Consider the following 19,854-nt stretch of genomic DNA (forward strand, 5'->3'; position numbering starts at 1 on the left):
TTAATACATATTAGATAAAAAGAATTTACTATTCCTTTTATCACCATTTGAAATTTGAAGATTAACCTAATAGAGTGTTTTATATGGTGCCAGGCACCGAGACTATTTTAAATAGTTTGCGTGCCTGGACACTATGCACTTCAGTGCGTTTTTAAATTCATCATGTTGATATGGCGTTCAGGATATTTTTCTATCAAATGAAAATGTGTCCACCAATGCTCCACGATTATCATCTTATTAGAAACTCATTTTACATCTCTTTCATACTAAAACTTTGCAATCAACTCTTTACAAGTGTTCTACCACCAGCAATACCAGGATGTGTCATTTCAAATGGATCTAATATTAAATCTAATTGTTCTGCCGTTAAAGCGCCAGATTGTATACAAAGTTCACGTACAGAAGCTCCGGTAGCAATGGCTTCTTTTGCAATTTGAGCTGCAAGTTCGTATCCGATATGAGGATTTACTGCAGTGATAATTCCCACACTCTTTTCAACGTATTCTCTTAAACGTTCTTTATTCGCCGTAATGCCTACTAAACATTTTTCAGTAAAAACTGTAAAAACATTATTCATGATCGAAATGGATTGGATTAGATTATAAAATAGAACTGGTTCCATAACATTTAGTTCAAATTGGCCAGCTTCAGAAGCTGCAGAAATGGTTAAATCATTCCCCATGACTTGGAAAGCTACTTGATTCACGACTTCAGCCATTACGGGATTTACTTTTCCAGGCATGATCGATGACCCAGGTTGACGAGCAGGTAATTTGATTTCAAATAAACCATCACGTGGTCCAGAAGCCATTAAGCGAAAGTCATTTGCGATTTTTGACATATTAATCATACAAATTTTTAAATTTGAAGATACTTCCGTATAACAATCTGTATTTTGAGTAGCATCCACTAAATGTTCGGCACATTTTAATGGTAAGCCACTGAATTCACTAAGATTTCGAACGACTAATTCGATATATAAAGGATCCGCATTTAATCCTGTACCAACGGCAGTTGCACCCATATTGATGTCATATAAGTGTTGTCTCGAAAGTGAAATACGATCAATGTCACGTGAAATGACACGACTATATGATTCAAATTCTTGACTAAGTAAGATTGGCACGGCATCTTGAAGATGAGTACGCCCCATTTTAATAATACCTTCAAATTCTTTTGCTTTCGAAACAAATGCTTTTTGCATTGTTTTAGTAGCTACGAGTAATTGATCCATTAAGAACAACACTGCGATATGTGTAGCCGTTGGGAATGCATCATTTGTTGATTGGGACATATTAATATGGCTATTTGGGCTAATGCGTGTATAATTCCCTTTTTCTTCTCCCATTAACTCAAGGGCACGATTTGCAATGACTTCGTTTGCATTCATATTAATTGATGTTCCAGCACCACCTTGAATAGGATCGACAATGAATTGTTCATTCCATTTTCCAGCGATGACTTCATCACATGCTTGAATAATCGATTGTCCGATTTCTTTCTCCAACATGCCAACTTCCATATTTGCTAATGCTGCAGCTTTTTTCACAATACCTAAAGATTTTATAAGTTCCGGGTGAATTCGATATCCCGTAATCGGAAAGTTTTCGACTGCTCTCATGGTTTGAACACCATAATAAGCATCATTCGGAATTTCTTTTTCCCCTAAAAAATCTTTTTCCATACGAAACTCTGTGGTAACCATTATCATAATCTCCATTTCTAAGAAAACATTTATTTTAAAATTGTGTTAATCTGTATCAATTTCATAATTCAAAGTTAGAGCATAAAACACGAACAATATTAAAATGAAATGTGAGAATATGTATCATATACTCTTCATAAATTTCCGCTATCGGCGGACGCTTTCCGCGGGGTGAGCGATGAGGAACGAAGGCTAAGAGCGCCACATCGTGTGGCAAGGCCTTCGTGACCAACATCCTGTTGGCCTCCGTCTGGAGTCACCGCCTGTCGCTCCAATCAATAAAATAATCATTGTTCGTGTTTTAATAAATAAATGCTATTTATGAAATTAACTCAATCTATTAATAGATTAACACAATTTAAAAATAATAATCTTAGATTATACGACTAAATATTTTGTTCATTAAAGTTTTACGATGTTAAATCATCATTTTACTACTTCGTTTATTTTTTGAAACTTAAATTAATGCGTCCGCCATCACAATTTCAAGGGTTTGGTTTTCCTTGGCTCCTAAATTAATTTCATATGGGATTACATTTTCATTTTCTTCATTCCTAATAATGCGGATTTCGGGACGTCCCGCGGCTTGATAATTATATTGAGTGACGATTCCTGTCCGACCATCGTTTAATGTTATGGTTAAGCCTGGTGGATAGATGGCGATACACCCTTTAAATAAGTTGACTTGAACAGGATCGAACTGAGTTCCACTTCCGGCATACAGTATTTCAAGCCCTTTATGAGGCATCACAGCCGCCCTAAATGCTCTTGGGTTTGTTACGGCATCAAAGACATCGGCAACACTGATGATTTTCGCATATTTATGAATTTCATCTTCCTTTAATCCTCTTGGATATCCCATTCCATCGATTCTTTCGTGGTGCTGCAATGCACAGTGAGCTACTGGTAGTGGGATTTCATGGATTTTACGTAGTGTATCGAAGCCCATTTTACAATGTTGCTTGATTAGGGCATATTCCTCTAACGTTAAATCCCCCTGCTTATTTAATAGATCTAGCGGAATATACACTTTTCCTAAATCATGTAACATTGCTCCCAATCCGATTTCTTCGATATTCTTAAGGGGCAATCCATTTTCGAGAGCTAGCTGACAAGCATATATAGAAACGTTTAACGAATGATTGAACACATAATTTTCATGTATTTTGGTAGAAGCTAGTAAATTCAATGCATTTGGATTGTCTGTTAGTGACGCCAGTATATCCTTAAATACTTTTTGAAAGCCTCGTATTGCTCTACCTGATTTCATCATCCTTTGAAGATTTGATTTTGAATCGCTTAAATCTGCTAATGTTTGGAACCCTTCAGTAATCGTATTTAAGGCTTCTATACGCAACTCTTCAGGTATAGACTCAATGACCTCTATTCCTTCAGATACCTCATCTTCTATGTAAACAGTTGTAACATTATATTTCTGCAACTTAGGGATGATACGATCAATTAGTTCTGCGCCCTTTGTTAGAAGAATTTTGCCTTTGTCATTATATATCGGTTTACCTAGTTTCATTCCTGGCTGCACTTTATCAATTTTTACTAACCGCATTTTCCAAGCGTCCCCTTTCTAAGTACAATAAGCCATTTGTACTTATAGTTGATGTCATGCTCGTACAAAAGGTAATAACTATGTATAGTACTATTATAGTACAAATGTATGTAGAAGAGAATAGTCGTGATCATACGGCTGTGGTTCAAATTACAGATACCTAAAAGAGAATTCAAACAATTAAAGCATAAGATTAAAGATTATTACGGTCTGTGACTTTTACATTTATTATGATGCTTTAAGAGTTAAGAGCACAAACGATCTGTATGAGATGAAATTCACTATAATTGAATCGAACCTTATATCTATAGTTAATCCATACCCACTTTAACCTTTTTACTTAAGTCACGGTTCGACGTACCACATTTAAATGAGGTCCTATAAAATTATGCCCCCATTTATGTTCCTTTTTAGATCTTTCAAGATGAAGCAGCTATTCCTTTCTCCTCAGTAAATAAACAAATCATATGACATGCCCTGGAATTCCTATCAAATGGGAAATTAACTGGTTATGCAGATCTTGCACAAATATCAGATTTTCTTAAAAATTTCATTGTATATTTACGGACTTTTTTATAATTTTTCAAATCATTTTCTTTGTTTTCTCCCTATCCACTTTTTGATTTCATTTACTGTTCGTTCCGGTTCATCCCACTGTAACATATGCCTTGCACCTTCCATTACTATCACCGTAACATCGTCTAACTTATCCTTTAATTGTGATATACCTATCGCTCTTGCTTCATCCAAATTATCAGGTTTTGAAGGATGAATAAGAAGTACTGGTACCTTAATGAAAGGGTATGTTTCTGAAAATGGTTCCTTAAAAAAGGCTTTAATAATGGACAACACTGTGAATTTGGAAACCACTAGCTCAAATCGATTATGCTTCTTTTTGAAAATCGAAGATACATATCGTTCTTTCTTAAGATCCCATCTATTCGTATATGTTTTATATTCTTGAGTAATGCTCGTCCAATCACTAAACACAGATTGCTCCATATAATCATTCCACCCATTAAACGCATAGTCAAATGTCATTTCTTTCTGGTTTTGCGGATAGGTGAAGCCCCCATCCAACAGAATAATACCTAAAACGGCGTCAGGATAATATTTTGTATAATGGAGCGCCAAATCAGCTCCCCAGGAATGTCCCATTACAAAGAATTTGCCTGGCACAACTTGCTCAATCAATTGTTGATACCACCTTGCTAATTTAGAGAACAGATAATCATTTTCGTTATCGAACGAGGACGTTTCTCCATGTCCAGGACTGTCAAATATAATAAGATGAAAATCATTTTTCAAAAGGACAGCTATTTCGGCAAAACTATAGTAACCATTACCAGCAAGTCCGTGAAAACATACAATGGTTCGATTGCTTTTATCGCCATATTCATAGTAATTCACTGTACTTCCATCCATTATTGTCTTGTAATTTTGCAAAGAGCTCCCTCCTATTCATGCTTTCCTGCATAGAAGTTAAAAACAGTTGTAAGGTTACGGGTGATTCCGTTTACACCTTTCCAGTTTGCATATTCAATAGGCATGATAAAATCTGAGATGAAATCGCTCAATGAAATATTATTTTGTTGCGCATCCATTACCTTTTTACTTAAAAATGATAAATAGTTCATTAATGTATCACCCAACCCTAATGTCCCTATTTTCCCATGTCCCGGGACAACTTTTTCCACATCCATTTGTTTTACGTTTTCTAGAATAGTCAAAAATTCTTTTGGGTTATAAATTGGCAAATGAAGGTCTTCAGTAATAATATCCCCCATGAAAGCTATCTTTTCATCAGGTAAATACAAAAAGGTATCACTTGGTGAGTGCCCTCCTCCTAAGCAGTGGAGCTCTACCGTTCGTTTCGAACCTTGGATAACCAAATGTTTTTCAAAGATAACGGATGGCAATACTGTTTTCAAATGAGGCAGCTCCTCTAACACTTTGGACATTTCTTCATACTGATTTAATAGACTGATCTTTGTTATATTATCTTCAGCTTTTTCTATCAGATTTTTTAATTTATGTAGATATTGCTTCATTTCCTCTATTTCCTTCTGCACATCATGAATAGTATTTTGCTCTCTAAACCATTTATTAGTTAAAGAAGTAGAAATAATCGTTGCATCTTCAAATATTTGATTTCCAAACACATGGTCTCCATGATAATGGCTATTTATAAGATATTTCACCTTTTTTCCGATAATCATTTCTGCTTGTTTCCTTAATTTTTTGGCAGCTGAAGGTGTACTAAATGAATCAAATACGAGCAACTCATCTCCCAAGTCGATAACCCCTGCATTACTCCATGCTCCTTGACCAGGTTTTGCTATTGCTGCATACACTCCCTCTGTAAGCCTATGTAAAGTAAAATATTCTGTCTCTCTCTTCGCATTAACCACTTACATTACCTCCTATCTATTAACCTGTCTAATCTAGATATTCTCCATTGTTAAAGGAATTCCCTTTCATCTTAATTCTTTTTTGTATAAGATTATTGTCTTGGGTAAGTGTTCCCTATGCCAAGAAAACTCCGACATTACTCCGAATCGTTTGTGATACATTGTTTAAATAAATCGACAGTGTGAGTGTCGTTAGTTTAAAACCAAGTTAAGATAGTTAGGTAAGAACCCCTTGAGAACCCAATAAAACAATTTATTTACGGAACACTCTCGATGTAGATGAATCCAAGAAAAGGTGAGTATTTAATACACTCACCTTTTGTCAGTATTAGAAGCATTAATGTTTGCAGTAGCCTTTGCAACATTGGTTGTAGTGATTCTGTCATTTAACCATAAACCCATCCTTGAGTTAAAGCTCAGATGGGTTAGTTCTATGAATCAGCCAATCCAAAAATCTTCTCGCATCTATTTAATATTCAAACTAATATAGACATTCGCCATTGTTACAGTAATCCCCTCTCATCTTAATTCTTTCTTTTATAAGATAACTATCTTATAATTCATATGAACGGAGGGGTTTTATGACTTCAGAAATAGATGAACAAGGTAAGAATGGTAAGGAGATTGTAGAGCACTTTTTTTCTCCGGTAGTTGAAGGAATAGCTCTTCTTTCTTCGTTAATAGAATCGAGTCAGCATGATTTTGCTAAAGTTGATCATGCTTTATTAATAAAACAGTTGCCGAAAGAATCCCAGGAATTTATTGGGCAATGGCGCAAAAAGACTGAATGGGACTTCTTACAAATTTTAAATCTTCTTCTACCTTGCCCTTATTTTTATGATGTTGATTTATTCCAGGAAAAGGTATCTAATTTGAGCGACGAAGAATATTTATATAATTTTTTAGGTGAGGCTATTCCATTGCCAAAGATAGAAGAACTCTTGGAAAAACCTTCACTACTACATACCATTGATGAACATATTCTGTGGGATTCCGAAGAAAAACGTCATTTTATTATAGATTTTATATCAAATATAGAGTTTTATCGTGAACAAATTTCTAAACTGCAGTTTGAGGTTACTCACTCAAAGGTTTTAGAGCAAGCGATAAATACAAGAAAAGAATTACTAGATAAAGCAATCGTTGATTTGAAATCCATTGCGTTAGAACCACTGGCTTTAGCACAGTACGTGATGGGGAAAACCTTTAAACGAACGAGTCTTTATAAAATGTATTATTTTATTCCTTCGTATTATTTTACACCTCATCGAATGCGGATTTTCAATTCAGATATTTGTATTGTGTTATACGGATGTGCTGCTCCATTATCCGATAATCGAGAGACTAGTGTGGATTTGTCTTTACAATTGAAGGCTCTTTCTGATCATAATCGACTCTTAATACTACGAATGCTTTCAACTAACAAGGAGTATGGCGCGAAGCTCGCTGAATATTTAGGTATAACTACCGCAACTGTCTCACACCATTTAGATATATTAAAAAAGGCAGGCTTTGTTAAAGAGGAGAAAGTTGGTACGATTAAATACTTTTCAAGTAATCAGGAACATACGCAATTTACTTTTAATGAAATCCAAAAATTTATACTTCCCGGAAAATAGTCTAGTCTGAGCTAATCAGATTAGACTTTTTTGTTTTCCAATAAAAAATGTGATTGACAATTACATTAAATATAATATAGTTTTCTTATAAGATAGTTATCTAATATTAAGGGGTGCTTTGCATGAGTGGTTCTATAATCGAAGTTTCGAATGTAAAAAGAAGTTACAAAACAGAAGTTGGATTAATTCATAAAAAGAAAAAAGAAGTAGAGGCTTTAAAAGGAATTTCATTCTCTGTTAATAAAGGAGAAATTTTCGGATTGCTTGGACCAAATGGAGCTGGTAAAACTACGATGATTAAAATCTTAACAACGATGTTAATACCAACATCAGGAAAAGTTTCTGTCATGGGTCTAGATCCTGTAATAGAGCATATGCAGCTCCGACCACATATCAATTTCATACTTGGTGGAGAACGTAACTTATATTGGAGATTATCTGCTTATGATAATTTAGCTTATTTCTCTGATTTGTATAAAGTACCTCGGCATGAACAAAGACAAAGAATTAATGATTTGCTAGTATTGGTTGGTTTACAAGATGTCGCTAATCAAAAAGTCGAGACATTTTCAAAAGGGATGAAACAGCGATTGCAAATTGCAAGGGGACTAGTTAATAAACCAGAAATCTTATTTCTCGATGAACCTTCTATAGGACTTGATCCAGTAAGTGCAAGAAAACTTAGAGAAATTTTACGACAACTAAAGGATAGTGGAACAACTATTCTTTTAACTACACACTATATGTATGAAGCAGATGAGCTTTGTGATCGTATTGCTTTTATCGATAAAGGGCAGCTTATTGCAATAGATACGCCTCAAAATCTCAAAAAGAAAACGGACAATATATCTATTATTGAATGCAAAATTATTGGAGTTGAGGACAAGAAATTAGATGCATTAGCAGCACTTCCAAATATTCATAATGTCCAAATTGAACAAAAAGATTATTTCATGTACCTACGATTGCATACAAATGAACCACAGGCAGTTATTCCATTTATTTATGAACTGATGAAGGGTAAAGAAATTATGGATTTATCCATTACAAAACCTTCTCTTGAGGATGTATATGTAAGCATCATAGGAGGAAAATGACATGAATCCAACTATAAGAGCATTATTTCATACAATAAAGGTTCAAATGGGACTATCTATCGCGAGACCTATGTTTCAATTTATTATTTGGGTATCCCCCCTCTTTCTAGCGACAATTTCGTTTTTTATTTATGGAACTGAGTCTCCGGAGAAGATCTTTCAATATGTTGTACTTGGATCTGGATTCATGGCACTTTGGTCTTCTATTGTTTATTCATCTGCAAGCGATGTGAACAGAGAACGTTACTACGGTACTTTGGAAATTATTTTTGTGTCCCCTACTTCCTTCTCCATCATTTTGGTCGGGAAAATTATTGGGAATACACTTTGGGGATTACTTTCGATGATAATTTCTTTTATCTATTTAGTCCTCATTTTTAGAGTTGAAGTTTCGATAATCCATCCTTTATTTTTTATAAGTTCACTTATTTTTGTTTTATTCGCTTTATCTGTTTTTTCTTTTTTCCTGTCCCTAGCATTTACATTGTCTCGACAAGCGGAAGCACTTATGAACTTCATTGAGTATCCTATTTATTTAATTTGCGGTTTTATGTTCCCTTTTGCGATTTTGCCAATATGGGTTAAACCAATTTCTTATATTCTCCCTCCGACGTGGGCAATTGAGGTACTTCGTAAGGTAACTATGGAAAATGCAACGTTTTCAATAATCGGAAAACCATTCATTGTTTTGCTGCTACTTACAATAATTTATGTAGTACTAGGCGTTTTTTGTTATAAAGCAGTAGAAAAGAAAGCAAGAATTCATGGAAAGTTAGGAGTGTACTAAATGATAGAATCTTTGCAGCGATTTGGTCGTCATAGTTTATTATCATATAAAGCATTATTTGGTTGGTTAGACCCAAAAGTATATTTGCTTGTAATGGTGTTAAACCCACTCAGTCAGCTTTTATTTTTTTCCGTTCTAGTAAACTATATATACAAAGGCGAAGGTCTTTCTGGTTATATTGGTTCCAACGCACTTCTTCTTTGTGTCATGAATTCCGTTTTTGGCATTATGTCCGTTATAACTTCGGATAGAGGGATGGGTACACTGCAACTTGTTATGACTTCTCCTGTAAATAAAGTAGGTCTATTCTTATCTAGATCTATTGCACATGTTTTGAATGGGTTAATTACCTCAGGACTCGGGCTTTTATTTGGAATCATTATTTTTCAAGTTTCCATTCCTTTTGAAGCCCTTTTACCTCTGTCATTCGTATGGGCTGTGTCTATCTTTTCTGCATGTGGACTTGGGTTAATTGTTGGTTGCTTCTGTCTTTGGACGCCATCAATTCATTTATTATCTAATTTACTCGCAAGCATTTTGTTATTATTGAGTGGTGCAAACTACCCGCATTCGATTATGCCTGAATGGTTAGGGCATTTTTCGCAATTCATTCCATTGACAAGAGGAGTTCAGTTAACGAAGGCAATCCTTAATGAAGGAGATTATTCACTTGTATTACCTCTTTTGGGAGAAGAACTTTTGTTAGGGTGCTGTTTCTTTGTTATTAGTTTTGTATTTATAAAACATGCGGAATACTTATCGAGAGTGAAAGGAACAATGGATTTAAATTAGTTTTATCAGTAGAGAGGTTACTAAACGCAATTTTAAAAGTTTGACTCTAGGAGCCTTTTTTTATATAAGTCAAAAAACCCTATTGTCGTTTAATTGCATCTTGTCTTTATTATTTCGTGTGCTGGGATTAGCATCACCTACACTATTATTGTTTGAATTATGTAGCTGGAAGTGACTCACTCACTTCTAGCTACATTTTTTGTGGAGGTTGTTTCTCCATTGCTTTCTTGGAATATGTAAATTCAAGTTACTAAGGCTAGTATATGTAAGATAAGATCCTGTCCTAGTTATAAAAACGGAGGATGATGCAATTTCGTCCACGTAGCACTTCTTTATCTAATGAATACTATCTATGTTTCTCTAGTACAACCGTCTATCATAGTGAGTATTTTCTCTTTGGGCTCATCATTGGGGATTTGCTTTTTAGTCTGAGGAAGCCCTAACATATTTCTTCTACTTAAGATTAATTGATGAGGTAGATAATTTATTTTTTAATATGTTCAAATGAATAAATATGTGTTTTTGTTAGTTCAGTTACTTCTTTGATAAATTCATCTTGAGTTTCTTTGAAATCATCAGTAATCCACTTCAGTAATAGACCGTAAAAGCCATAGGCTGTATAACGTTTAAAATAATCCATATTGACTGGGATGTTGTTGATCGTTTCAAATATAAATTGTTCCTGATAAATTTTTAAGATGGTTTGAGGGAATCTTGTAAGTAATCCTGGTAAGGTGTCCGTGTATTTAATCAGCTCAAAAAAACTTCTGTGTATATATATGTAAGTAACGATATTAAAGGAAGATGCATTTAGCTTTGCTGTATATACTTTATGCCCAGATACATATGGTTTTCCTACAGAAACTTCTAACCCTTGAAGCATAGAATCGAGTAAATCTTTCGCAAGTTCTATTTTATCTTGGTAATGAACATAAAAGGTACTACGATTATAAGCAGCATAGTTTACAATGTCTTTTACAGAAACAGAATGGTAGCCCTTTTCCTTTATGAGTTCGATTAGTGCTAGCTTTAAATGTTCTTTTGTACGGTTTTGCCGTTGAGATGTCACACTTTGTTGATCATTCATCAAAAAAACCTCCTGAAAACAGACAATTTAGTTTGGAGTGTCTACTAGTTAGACATTTAATAATACCTTAATGATTGTTAAATGTGAACAAAACATTAAAATTAAGTTGTGAACAAAATAGCACAAATATTATGTGTTCATTCTGGGTAAAATGTAATTGTACTATGGACTTTATTATACTGGAGGAATTTATTATGGGAAAATTACAAGATAAAGTAGCCGTGATTACTGGTGGAGCATCTGGTATCGGTGCAGCAACAGCTCGTCTATTCGTTTCAGAAGGAGCCAAAGTGGTTCTTGTGGATTTAAATGAAGAAAAAGGAAAAGCTTTTGAAGAAGAATTGAAAATACTTAATGCGGAAGCTTTATTTGTAAGAGCAAATATTACTAGTGAAGAAGATGTAGCTGATATCTTTAAACAAGCGGTTGAAACTTTTGGTAAAGTGGATATTGTGTTCAATAATGCAGGTATCGGGCGTGTTCATTCTTCACACGATTTAGAGTACTCTGAGTGGCGAAACACAGTAAATGTCGATTTAGATGGTGTATTCTTAGTAGCACGGGAAGCAATCCGTGAAATGTTAAAAACTGGTGGCGGTACAATCGTGAATACGGCATCTATGTACGGTTGGGTTGGTTCACCTGGTTCAGCGGCTTATAACGCAGCAAAAGGCGGCGTGATTAACTTAACACGTTCACTTGCACTTGAATATGCAGAACAAAATATCCGTGTTAATTCATTATGCCCAGGTTTCATCGATACACCAATTATTCCAGAAGAAAGTAAACAAGTTTTAGCTTCGATGACACCGATGAAACGTCTTGGACAAGCAGACGAAATGGCAAAAGCCGTATTATTCATGGCAAGTGACGATTCCTCATTCATGACTGGGAATAGTTTAACTGTTGATGGTGGCTATACAGCTCAATAATTGAATAACTAAGAGAAACAAAATCTCGGTTTCACTTGCCCATTGCCTTAATCGGTGATGGGTTTTCGTGTATGGGCCTTCATTTAGATATATTTCGCTGAACCTTATCATAAGTGGAAACAATCAATATTCAAAGGTAAATTATATAAGAACTTTATTACCTTATTATGAAAGGTACCAGAAACCCAAACAAATCAGAATTGTGTTGGTTCTAGGTACCTTTATTTAATATGTATTAATAATATATTACTGTTGCGAAACGCTAGTGGCCACCAACAAACTAGACTCTATTCTGACTTCCAACTAAATTGTTTATGACAAAATGAAACTAAACTGTTTAATAAATTTTGAAATATTACAGTAAATTCTTTTCCGATATACTTTTGATACTAATTTGTTATATTTTTGATACTAATTTGTTATATCTCAATGATATTATAATATCTGCAATTAATAGCAATTAAGGAGAATATAATATTATGAATAAATTGGCATCAAAGATAGCAGCATTAACTGTAGGAACAACTGTTTTAGTAACATCTGTTGGACAAGCCTCAGCAGCTACATATACAGTAAAATCAGGTGATTCATTAGATAAAATAGGAAAAGCTTATAACATTTCATATAAAACAATTATGAATACAAACAATTTAACATCTACTTTAATTTTTCCTGGACAACAATTAATTATCGGCGAAAAACAAACATCTACTACTTCATCTCCAGGCTATACGACTTCATATACAGTAAAATCAGGCGATTCATTATCTAAAATTGCTAGTCAGTATGGTGTTTCATCTAAAAAATTAATGGAATGGAATAAGTTATCTTCAACTCTAATACATATTGGACAGAAACTAGTCGTTAAAGACTCTACGACTTCAACAACAAATTCAACATCGAATTCATCTAATTCAAGTAATAATACATCTACGACTACATACACAGTAAAATCAGGTGATTCGTTATCTAAAATTGGTAGTCAGTATGGTGTTTCATCTAAAAGGTTAATGGAATGGAATAAGTTATCTTCAACTCTAATACATATTGGACAGAAACTTGTAGTTAAAGGTTCCACGACTTCAACAACAAATTCAACATCGAATTCATCTGTTTCAAGTAATACATCTACAAATACATACACAGTAAAATCAGGTGATTCATTATCTAAAATTGGTAGTCAATTTGGTATTTCTTATAAAACAATAATGAAATTAAATAATCTATCTTCAACTGCAATCACTGTTGGACAAAAATTAATTGTTAGCGGCTCATCAACGTCACCGTCAACTTCTACATCAACTAGTTCATCAGTAGGTAATAATATTGTTTCAATTGCAAAACAATATTTAGGCGCAAAATATGTTTTCGATGGAGCATCACCAAGTGGCTTTGACTGCTCAGGTTTTATTACTTATGTTTATAATAAAGCAGGTATCTCAACATCTCGTTTATCAGCAGCTGGCTTTTACAATGCATCTAAACCTATATCTACACCAAAAATTGGAGACTTAGTTTTCTTTAGCGATACATATAAATCTGGTATTTCACATATTGGTATTTATATTGGAGGTAATAAAATGATTGCAGCAAGTGGTTATTTCGTACAAATTAGTAATATCGACGGAGCATATTGGGAAAATCACTTCACCGGATTCGGCCGTTTAATCTAATTCCATTACAGTACTAGTATTTTAATAAAATCTAATTCTTCCTAAACAAAAGAGGCTGTCCCAAAAGTCATTATGAATGACTTTTGGTGACAGCCTCTTGTTTTAATGGAACCCTATCGACTAATTACTCCCTCCTTCTACAACATATGCATCCATACTCTCAACACCAGTGGCTGATAAAGAAGTAATTCCATATGTATATTGTTTGTTTTGGTTTGCTGTCTTATCTAAAAATACCGTATTCCCTTTAGAATTATAGACAACATCTACTATGTTTCGCGGATTTTGATACGATTCAACTTCGTTTCCTTCAAAGCGATAAATTACATATTTTCTTGGTTGTATACTATTTTGATCTTGGATAACTATCTTCATTCCATCTGCGACCTTGTTAGCTTGTACTAATGTTGGCTCCAATGGTTGATCAGTGTTGTTCCATGAAGTTGCTGGAGTTAAAGCGGTATAATTATAAAGTTGTTGATTTAGAATTGTTGCATAGCCAAGCAGATTTTTTTGAACGCTTCTTAAGGAAAAGTGCATCTGCCCCGTTGCAATTTCGCTTGACCTGTTTGCAATCACTTGATTTGGTAACTCCATTTTATTTTTCCATGCTTTATCGGCATCAAGACCAACTTTATAATCAGCTACACCAATATATAGATTAACGGGATGCACGTTAGCATACGTTTCTACTTCATAACTCCACCATTCTAATAGAGTTGAATATTTAGCTACTGATAATGTATTAGACCAATAGATTTGTGGTGTAATATAATCAATACTGCCGTCTTTAATCCATTGTCTTGTGTCTGCATATAAGTCGTCATAATTAGTTACACTTGCCCGTGTATTGCTTCCGGTTGGGTCCATTGATTGATTACGCCACACTCCAAATGGTGAAATCCCAAATTGCACATCTGATTTAGTCGTTTTAATAGATGAATATATTTTTTTAACAAGTTGGTTTACATTATCTCGGCGCCAATCGTCCACTTTTTTGAATGACTTTCCATACTTTTTGAACGTTGCTTGATCAGGAAAAACTTCATTTTTTATTTTATAGGGATAAAAATAATCATCCATATGAACTGCATCAATATCATAATTAGCTACTAATTCTTTAACTGTAGAAATTAAATAGTTTTGCACTTCAGGAAGACCAGGGTTCAAATAGTATTGCTTCCCATATTTAACTACCCAGTTAGGACTTGTGCGAGCTACATTATTAGGTGCAAGACTTGCTAATGATTGTCCCGGCATGGTTACTCGATAAGGGTTGATCCATGCATGCAGCTCCATGCCACGCTTGTGCGCTTCATCAAGCATAATTAATAAAGGATCATAACCAGGGTTCTTTCCTTGTTTTCCCCCTGTTATATAAGATGACCATGGCGCAAACTTTGAAGGATATAAAGTATCATTTGTTGGTTTTACTTGATAAATGACTGCATTGAAATTATTGGCTTTCAATTGATCTAATGTTTGCCGTACCCAAGCAGTATATTTAACTGCATTCATTCCTGGTTTCATATCGATATTCTGAACGGTTGCAATCCAAGCTGCTCTCATTTCATTCTTAGGAGCTGTCACACTTTCTCCTTTAACTGGTACAGGTAGTATTGAAATTAATAATATGAGTGATATGGCAACTGATAAAACTTTAAAAAGATTTTTTTTCATCTTAGAATCTTCCTTTTCATTGTAATTCCCTTCCAGAAACTTATCAGTGCCTCCTTTTTAGCGTTTTTATATGGCTAGGGTATCTTCTTTATCCAATTATATCATGTATTGGTACTAACCTCCTGAATAAAATGGACTATATGCAAGAGAATAACTTGTGTTCCCATGTCACGCACAACTTCGACACTATTCTGAATTGTTTCTGACACAGGGAGAGATTGATGACAAAGTAACAAATTTGTCATAGCATCACTAAAAAAACCTTGATTAGCAGTTAGCCAATCAAGGTTTTATCTTCATATTATCCGTACTGAAAAGCAAAACATGAATGATGTAAGAGTAGAATGTATATTATATATGTCAAAAAACTTAAGCTTTTTAGCCTTCCATTAATAGCTTATCTAATTATTTTATCTGATCGGCTCTGTATAAGCCTTTAACTTTTTTAACAATACCACTCGGCATTTTAAACCTAAATGATTTATTTACATCTACTATTTTTAATGCCTTTCGAATAGCCATTTGGCTTGCCCTAAATAATTTCCTACTTTCAACAATATCAACTATAACTGCTTCTATGAGAGCAATACTACATAAAATTATAAGGATAATAATTGCAATCGTATCGAGGATGCTGTCGATGGAATTTGGTTTATAGGAAATAAAGTTGAGTTTGATATATAGAAAAAGCACACCAACAGCAAAAGAAAAGACTGGAATATATTTTATTAGGCTATTGGATACCTTTTTCCCTAGATAGTAGGTAACACATGCTATTACCCCCATTAAAATTAAACAAATAAGTATGCCAATCTTAAAGCTCATTTGTCCACCTCTTTCGGTTTCAATTCTTTTTAACTCCCTTAGGTCACCCGTAATTCATTACATTACTATATTCGCTAGCTTTTAGAATAAACACTTCATAATACAAATTGATAATGAAACAAAATTCGAATGGGGATGCACCATATGGTTGGATTTAACCTCTATACCAAACTTTACCCAATTCGAGGAAAATTAAACCATTATCACCTGATATGTATCAGGAAATCGAACAGAACTATTTTGATAGGGATATCCTGGCAGAAAAAATTATAAAAAAAATATAAAAATTTTGTATTTCGTTTTACCATTTTATTGTAAGACGGGAGTTATAAGAGGGTAAATCAATTGAAGGATGTAAAATGCTATTTGCTAATTTTTTTAAGCTCATCAGCTTAAGTGGCTGTTAGGAAGGATCTGTAGAGTAATTTCACTAGAAAACTTGATGCAGACATTGCTTGTTGGTCTTCAGATATGTATGAATGAAGAGAAGCTAGGACAAAGGGGAACTTTAAAGCGAGAGACGATCTAGCGAAAGAGTTAAAAAAAACGAATTGGAGTTGCTACAATCACAAGATTATTTCATGCCGTTTCCATGATATCCTCTGAGTCAATACGATACCAACAATTTAATACAATCGACTTTAACTCAGCTTCTCTATGATTGGAAAGCCTTCTATAATATCATGAATTTAGAGAGTATCTTTACTGGCGTCGAGAAAAAAAGAAACGATGAAAGTGAACTATTCACTTCCATCGTCTATCTCTCATTCTATTAGCAAAAGTACACATGTGTTGTTTATTTAAGAATCAGTGAAACAGTAGGAACTGAGCCTCTAAAAAATCAACTTACACTAAAACCGCTGCCCAATACATCTCTGACATCATGGACGACGACAAATGCCTGTTCGTCTACGCTGCTGATGGTTTGTTTCAATTGGACTAGTTCCTGTTGGTTGATGACTATATAGAGGACTTCTTTTTGATCCTGACTATAGCCCCCGCGCCCTTCTAGAATTGTCACACCTCGTGTCATGTTTTTTACTATAAACTGACGGATTGCTTCTGAGTGTTCAGAAATGATAGTCACTGCCGTCCGGTTATTCAGTCCTTCAATTACATAATCAATTACTTTTGATCCCAGGAACACAGCAACAAGTGTGTACATGGCTTTTTCTTGGCCAATGATAAATACAGAACCCCCAATAACGATAATATCAATGACGAGGACGCCTTTTCCTAAACTCCAGCCTAAATATTGATTGGCTAAACGTGCTAGAATGGCGGATCCGCCTGAAGTTCCACCCGCCCTAAACATCAGGCCAAGACCAAGTCCTACAAATACCCCTGAGAATAGAGCAGCAAGCAAAGTATCCCCATTCAATCGATGTCCCACATCTTCCGTGATGAACAGAAAAAATGAGGAAGAAATTATTCCAAGAACTGTATAAATCATGGTCTTTTTATCGAAAAACTTATAACCAATTGCCAAAAGAACAGCATTAATAATAAGGTTTACAACACCAGGAGACCATTGGAATAAATAGTATGTAATAACGGTTACGCCAATGACACCCCCTTCGGATAAACGATATGGAATTGCAAAGTAGTTAATACCAATCGCAAATAATAAAGAACCTACGATGATTAAAAATATTTCTTTAAAACGTTGTGGTGCCATTTTATGTAATTCCTCCTACAAGTTGACCCGCTCAAAAAATAGAGCGTTCGGCCGCAATTCGGCCAAACGCCACTTTATGTACTTTACTGTCAGTCTTCCGACTCCCATTTCTTTGCGTGTTTCTCGATTATTTCAATTAATTTATTCATTGCTGGCGTCAGCCACTTATCTTTGTGATATGCAAGTTGGGTAGTCACAAATTCCTCGCTGTGAACCCAAGGCAATGCTATTAAACTGCCACGCTCCAGTTCATCCCTCACTGTCATCAATGGAAGATAAGACAGGCCCAAGCCGCACTTTACTGATTGTTTAATGGCCTCGATGTTCCAAAAAGCGATTCGAGAACAACCTATGCCCTCTTCTTTAATCCATCTTTCTAGCAAATCCCGATAACTACCCGTCTCCGTTAACAGCAACACTTCACCCTCCAAATCGAATGGAGTGATAACGCTCTTGTCACATAAATGGTGTCCTGGCGGGGCAATCATTACTAATGTCTCTTTTACTAAATCACTAGTGAATATTTCTGACCCTAGTTTTTCAGGATTCGTAAATAACGCCAAATCAAATTTTCCAGATTTCAGCTCATTGTTAAGCTCTTGGCTTTCAGACGGTTGCAAAATAAGATGGACATTCGGGTACATCCTTTTAAACTCATACAGGATAGTTGGCAACCTATATACCATTAGGGATTCATTTGCACCAATTAATACCGTACCTGAAGGCTCTTTGTTTAACCGCGAAGAATCTACTGCTTCCTGGTAAAGTTGTAATATTTCCTTTGCGTACGACGCTAAATGTGTTCCGGCATCTGTTAATACAACCGTTTTTCCTAGGCGTTCAAAAAGGCGATTCCCAACAGCTTCCTCCAGCGCTCTAATATGATTAGTTACTGTCGATTGTGTATAGCCCAACTGTTCACCAGCTCGGGTAAATCCTCCACATTTGGCAACAACCAAAAAGGTCTTTAGATTACGAAGCTCCATTGTCATTTCCTCCTATACGAATAATATTCCTCATATTGTATAGGAATCAGAACTGAAAGACGAGATTATTTACTTCCAACGGATATTATAAGCTCTGAAACGAAATTAATGAAATGAATTATTCTAATTAAAATCATTCAAAATATTAGGGTAAGTAAACTAAATACAAAAAATGCTTTAAGGGCTCTTTTTTTATGGAAGAACCTCTCTCAATTTTTTTGACATTAAGTCGAGATTTTTATGCATTATCTCCTGCCGAAAGTCATAGTCGAACTGTTTTGTTAGTATTTAATAAGGACAACTTTTTTAATTTTTTTATTAATCCATTATCGTGATATACGCACTTGTAATTTATAAAAATTTGAATATCCTATTTATAACTGAATGGCACATCACACCACCCGAGCTGTGCCTCCAGAGGTATTAAATTATTTTCTTAATACTGAGCAAATGAATTAGACGAACATTTTATAAGAACATAAAATGTATTATTCCATATATAGGAGGTGTACGATATGAGTGGAACAGTTGGAGGATATGGTACAGGGAACGGATTCGCATTAATTATTGTCCTGTTTATTCTTTTGATAATTATTGCAGCTGCTGCCTTTAATGGATACGGTGGATATGGCGGTGGATACGGTGGATATGGCGGTGCTTGCTGTTAATAAAATAAGCTTTCCAACATTTTTAGTACATCGAGACAGGTTGTTATGCCTGTCTTTTTTGCATGTACTGAAATACAGTAGTTCTTTACGTAATAAACCTTTAAGTACAACCATCTTAGTTTCCGGAGAGCTTTGGACAGACTTGGGCAGAGATGTAGGTCATCGCTAATTACAACTTTAGCTTTTTGGCGTTGCTTGGGTAATCGTCTTTAAAGGCAACTTTACCAATTACCGTTATAAATATCGCCATCATTCCAATGACTAAGTCTGCCAAGTTCCAAACAATAATTACCATTACAATTTCACCAAATATAACCATGCCAAGTACAGCGAAACGGTAAAGCGGAGGT

Annotated in this window: 16 protein-coding genes and 1 pseudogene; 7 read left to right on the top strand and 10 right to left on the bottom strand. The window is 34.8% G+C overall.

Annotated elements, in window-relative coordinates:
• Window positions 1–280: 280 nt before the first annotated feature.
• The 4 genes from aspA to ACTSKG_RS06120 all read right to left on the bottom strand — a co-directional run bounded on the left by aspA (window position 281) and on the right by ACTSKG_RS06120 (window position 5,680).
• Complete coding sequence (gene aspA, locus ACTSKG_RS06105) at window positions 281–1,705, bottom strand: aspartate ammonia-lyase (RefSeq protein WP_464757247.1); 1,425 nt, start codon at window positions 1,703–1,705, stop codon at window positions 281–283.
• 457 nt (window positions 1,706–2,162) lie between these two features.
• Window positions 2,163–3,269 carry an HD-GYP domain-containing protein gene (locus tag ACTSKG_RS06110; protein ID WP_464757248.1) on the bottom strand — a complete coding sequence of 369 codons (1,107 nt, stop codon included), beginning with the start codon at window positions 3,267–3,269 and terminating at the stop codon, window positions 2,163–2,165.
• Window positions 3,270–3,857: 588 nt separating this feature from the next.
• Entirely contained in the window at window positions 3,858–4,715 is an 858-nt protein-coding gene (locus tag ACTSKG_RS06115) for an alpha/beta fold hydrolase (RefSeq protein WP_464757249.1), read from the bottom strand.
• An 11-nt stretch (window positions 4,716–4,726) separates the two neighbouring features.
• Window positions 4,727–5,680: an MBL fold metallo-hydrolase gene (locus ACTSKG_RS06120; protein WP_464757250.1), complete on the bottom strand. Its 954-nt coding sequence runs from the start codon at window positions 5,678–5,680 to the stop codon at window positions 4,727–4,729.
• 581 nt (window positions 5,681–6,261) lie between these two features.
• Here ACTSKG_RS06120 and ACTSKG_RS06125 point away from each other — a divergent pair.
• The 4 genes from ACTSKG_RS06125 to ACTSKG_RS06140 all read left to right on the top strand — a co-directional run bounded on the left by ACTSKG_RS06125 (window position 6,262) and on the right by ACTSKG_RS06140 (window position 9,975).
• Window positions 6,262–7,299, top strand: coding sequence for an ArsR/SmtB family transcription factor (locus tag ACTSKG_RS06125; protein ID WP_464757251.1), 1,038 nt, complete (start codon window positions 6,262–6,264; stop codon window positions 7,297–7,299).
• 122 nt (window positions 7,300–7,421) lie between these two features.
• The gene (locus tag ACTSKG_RS06130; RefSeq protein ID WP_464757252.1) at window positions 7,422–8,396 is read left to right on the top strand and encodes an ABC transporter ATP-binding protein; all 975 of its coding nucleotides are present in this window, start codon (window positions 7,422–7,424) and stop codon (window positions 8,394–8,396) included.
• Between the two features lies 1 nt (window position 8,397).
• Window positions 8,398–9,183: an ABC transporter permease gene (locus ACTSKG_RS06135; RefSeq protein WP_464757253.1), complete on the top strand. Its 786-nt coding sequence runs from the start codon at window positions 8,398–8,400 to the stop codon at window positions 9,181–9,183.
• On the top strand, window positions 9,184–9,975 hold the full coding sequence (locus ACTSKG_RS06140; RefSeq protein WP_464757254.1) for an ABC transporter permease: 792 nt from the start codon (window positions 9,184–9,186) through the stop codon (window positions 9,973–9,975).
• A gap of 484 nt (window positions 9,976–10,459) precedes the next feature.
• On the opposite strand, the gene ACTSKG_RS06145 is transcribed toward ACTSKG_RS06140, so the two are convergent.
• Window positions 10,460–11,062, bottom strand: a complete 603-nt coding sequence (locus tag ACTSKG_RS06145; protein ID WP_464757255.1) for a TetR/AcrR family transcriptional regulator — start codon at window positions 11,060–11,062, stop codon at window positions 10,460–10,462.
• 194 nt (window positions 11,063–11,256) lie between these two features.
• Here ACTSKG_RS06145 and ACTSKG_RS06150 point away from each other — a divergent pair, with 194 nt between their 5' ends.
• Together ACTSKG_RS06150 and ACTSKG_RS06155 are read left to right on the top strand one after the other, a co-directional pair.
• A complete protein-coding gene (locus tag ACTSKG_RS06150; protein WP_464757256.1) occupies window positions 11,257–11,994 on the top strand; it encodes an SDR family NAD(P)-dependent oxidoreductase in 738 nt (245 codons plus the stop codon).
• A gap of 479 nt (window positions 11,995–12,473) precedes the next feature.
• Window positions 12,474–13,667 carry a C40 family peptidase gene (locus ACTSKG_RS06155; RefSeq protein WP_464757257.1) on the top strand — a complete coding sequence of 398 codons (1,194 nt, stop codon included), beginning with the start codon at window positions 12,474–12,476 and terminating at the stop codon, window positions 13,665–13,667.
• 120 nt (window positions 13,668–13,787) lie between these two features.
• Here the strand turns inward: ACTSKG_RS06155 and ACTSKG_RS06160 are convergent, their stop codons facing one another.
• The 4 genes from ACTSKG_RS06160 to ACTSKG_RS06175 form a co-directional block, all read right to left on the bottom strand.
• Entirely contained in the window at window positions 13,788–15,347 is a 1,560-nt protein-coding gene (locus ACTSKG_RS06160) for a glycoside hydrolase family 10-like protein (protein WP_464757258.1), read from the bottom strand.
• 405 nt (window positions 15,348–15,752) lie between these two features.
• Window positions 15,753–16,172, bottom strand: a complete 420-nt coding sequence (locus ACTSKG_RS06165; protein ID WP_464757259.1) for a hypothetical protein — start codon at window positions 16,170–16,172, stop codon at window positions 15,753–15,755.
• A gap of 841 nt (window positions 16,173–17,013) precedes the next feature.
• On the bottom strand, window positions 17,014–17,850 hold the full coding sequence (locus ACTSKG_RS06170; RefSeq protein ID WP_464757260.1) for a YitT family protein: 837 nt from the start codon (window positions 17,848–17,850) through the stop codon (window positions 17,014–17,016).
• Between the two features lie 89 nt (window positions 17,851–17,939).
• Window positions 17,940–18,836 carry a LysR family transcriptional regulator gene (locus ACTSKG_RS06175; protein ID WP_464757261.1) on the bottom strand — a complete coding sequence of 299 codons (897 nt, stop codon included), beginning with the start codon at window positions 18,834–18,836 and terminating at the stop codon, window positions 17,940–17,942.
• A gap of 515 nt (window positions 18,837–19,351) precedes the next feature.
• Between ACTSKG_RS06175 and ACTSKG_RS06180 the strand changes: the two genes are divergently transcribed.
• Window positions 19,352–19,504: a YjcZ family sporulation protein gene (locus tag ACTSKG_RS06180; RefSeq protein WP_464757262.1), complete on the top strand. Its 153-nt coding sequence runs from the start codon at window positions 19,352–19,354 to the stop codon at window positions 19,502–19,504.
• A 169-nt stretch (window positions 19,505–19,673) separates the two neighbouring features.
• Here ACTSKG_RS06180 and ACTSKG_RS06185 read toward each other — a convergent pair.
• Window positions 19,674–19,835, bottom strand: a pseudogene (locus tag ACTSKG_RS06185) (sodium:alanine symporter family protein); the annotation flags it as partial.
• Window positions 19,836–19,854 lie beyond the last annotated feature (19 nt).

Source organism: Psychrobacillus syltrankelensis, assembly GCF_055454035.1.